This window comes from Bacillus sp. JJ1122, from assembly GCF_036964885.1.
Classification (GTDB): Bacteria; Bacillota; Bacilli; order Bacillales; family Cytobacillaceae; genus Mesobacillus.
On sequence record NZ_JBALQL010000013.1, the window covers coordinates 31,326 to 33,529 of the forward strand.

Sequence of the window (2,204 nt, forward strand, 5' to 3'; positions counted from 1 at the left end):
TCGTCGCTTCGCTCCTGCGGGGTCTCATCTGTCCAGCTGAGCCCGCAGGAGTCTGCGCGCCTTCCACTACAATCGACAGAGTTTAAAAAAACACTCAGCTTTAACAGAGCTTATTCAGCAGCTTTTCCGCACATAGCGGAAAACCAAAAATGGAGGAGAAGCAAATGAAAAAGTATTATTCATTCTTATTGGCCATGCTAATGGCTGTCATCGTGCTCGGCGGATGTGGAGACAAACAATCCGAACCAAAGCAGCAGGAAAAAGCCGCAGAGGAACAGCAAACAGGATTCCCGATAACGGTAAAAGATGCACTTAATGATAAAGTAGTAATTAAAGAGAAACCGGAAAAAATCATTTCGCTGATTCCGAGCAATACGGAAATCGTATATGCGCTTGATCGTGGCGATGCGATTGTTGGGGTGACGGATTTTGATAATTATCCTGAAGAAGTGATGTCGAAGGAAAAAATCGGCGGGATGGAATTCAATGTTGAAAAAATGATTTCCCTGAAACCTGACCTGGTTTTTGCACATGAGTCAACGGCTGATAGTGCAGCAGCTGGCCTTCAGCAATTGCGGGATGCAGGAATTGCTGTCGTGGTCGTGAATGATGCACAGAAATTTGATGGAGTATACACATCCATTGAGATGATTGGAAAAGCGATTGGCGAGCAGGAAAAGGCTGCAGATCTTGTTGATGATATGAAAAATAGATTTTCAGAGCTGAAAAAACAGGCTGAAGGTATTCAGGAGAATCAGCAAAAGACAGTATTTGTCGAGGTTTCCCCCGCACCGGAGATCTATGCTGCAGGAAAAAATACCTTCATCGATGAAATGCTCGCTTTAATTGGTGCTAAAAACGCGATTGGCGATATGGACGGCTGGCCAAAGGTCGATCAAGAGGCAATCGTCGAGCGTAATCCGGATGTCGTTGTCACAACCTATGGTTATTACTCAGAAAAGCCGGTTGAGCAGGTACTTGGGCGATCGGGCTGGAAAAATGTAAAAGCCGTCAAGGACCAGCAGGTTTTCGATGTCCATTCCGACCTCGTAACCCGTTCAGGTCCAAGGCTGGCTGAAGGAGCAGAGGAGCTTGCAAAAGCCATATATCCGGACGTTTTTAAATAAAAAAGGTTCAGCTTATGTTGCTGCAACAGCCTTTTTAATTATCTCGATGCTGTTTGGCATTTCAATCGGAACGGTTTCCATCCCTGTACCCGCTATTATTAAAATCATTGGTGCTGAAATTTTCCGCTTTCAGGGACAGGGAATCGATCCGATGCATGTAAGTATTGTGATGGAGATACGGCTGCCGCGCGTATTGCTTGCAGGTCTTGTCGGCGCATCCCTTGCCATGGCAGGAGCCGCCTTCCAGGGACTGTTAAGGAATCCGCTGGCAGATCCATATACATTAGGAATTTCTTCAGGGGCTTCAATAGGCGCGGTCATTACTTTGTTTTTGGGGATATCGCTTCCTTTTGTCCAGTCCTTCACGTTACCATTGCTTAGTATTTTGTTTGCATTCGCAACGATTATGTTTGTATTATTTTTTGCCCGGCAAATCGACCGCCTGCTCAGGGTTGAAACGATCATATTAACTGGAATCATTTTAAGCTCCTTTCTTGGGGCGTTCATTTCGTTGATGATTGCCCTTTCCGGAGAGGAGCTGCGGCAAATTATCGGCTGGCTGCTTGGCAGCGTGTCGATGAGGGGCTGGGAGTATATAAAAATAATCCTTCCATTCTTTATTGTTGGTCTGGTCATTTTACTGGCAAATGCCCAGGAATTGAACGCGATGTCCTTTGGGGAAGAGCGTGCCCAGCATCTTGGCGTCAATGTGGAAAGAAGGAAGCTGTTGATTCTCCTGTCAGGCTCGCTGTTGACAGGGTCAGCTGTTGCTGTTTCAGGAACCATCGGCTTTGTCGGATTGGTCATTCCTCATTTAACAAGGTCTATTTGGGGGCCGGATCACAGACATTTGCTTCTGCTATCGGTTTTAATCGGCAGCGGCTTCCTGATTCTGGCTGATCTTGTATCTCGTACCGTGATTGCGCCAGCCGAACTGCCGATCGGTGTGATTACGGCGCTGATTGGCGCTCCGGTGTTTGCGTTTATTTTAATGAGAAATCGTAAGGAAAGAAGTGCTGGATGATGATAACCGTTAACGATTTAACAGGAGGCTATTCGGGAGGAGAAGTCCTGAAG

At 46.5% G+C, this 2,204-nt stretch carries 2 protein-coding genes; both read left to right on the top strand.

What is annotated here, in order from left to right; all coding sequences use genetic code 11:
* The first annotated feature begins 164 nt into the window (after window positions 1-164).
* Window positions 165-1,127 (top strand): ABC transporter substrate-binding protein, encoded by a 963-nt coding sequence (locus tag V7201_RS07800; protein ID WP_335376226.1) that lies wholly within the window; start codon window positions 165-167, stop codon window positions 1,125-1,127.
* Window positions 1,093-2,151: a FecCD family ABC transporter permease gene (locus V7201_RS07805; protein ID WP_335376227.1), complete on the top strand. Its 1,059-nt coding sequence runs from the start codon at window positions 1,093-1,095 to the stop codon at window positions 2,149-2,151. The genes V7201_RS07800 and V7201_RS07805 overlap by 35 nt, the downstream gene beginning before the upstream one ends.
* The last annotated feature ends 53 nt before the right edge of the window (window positions 2,152-2,204 follow it).

Excerpts from the sequence above, each read along its gene's own strand:
- V7201_RS07800 (WP_335376226.1), top strand. The coding sequence starts at position 165 with ATGAAAAAGTATTATTCATTCTTATTGGCCATGCTAATGGCTGTCATC.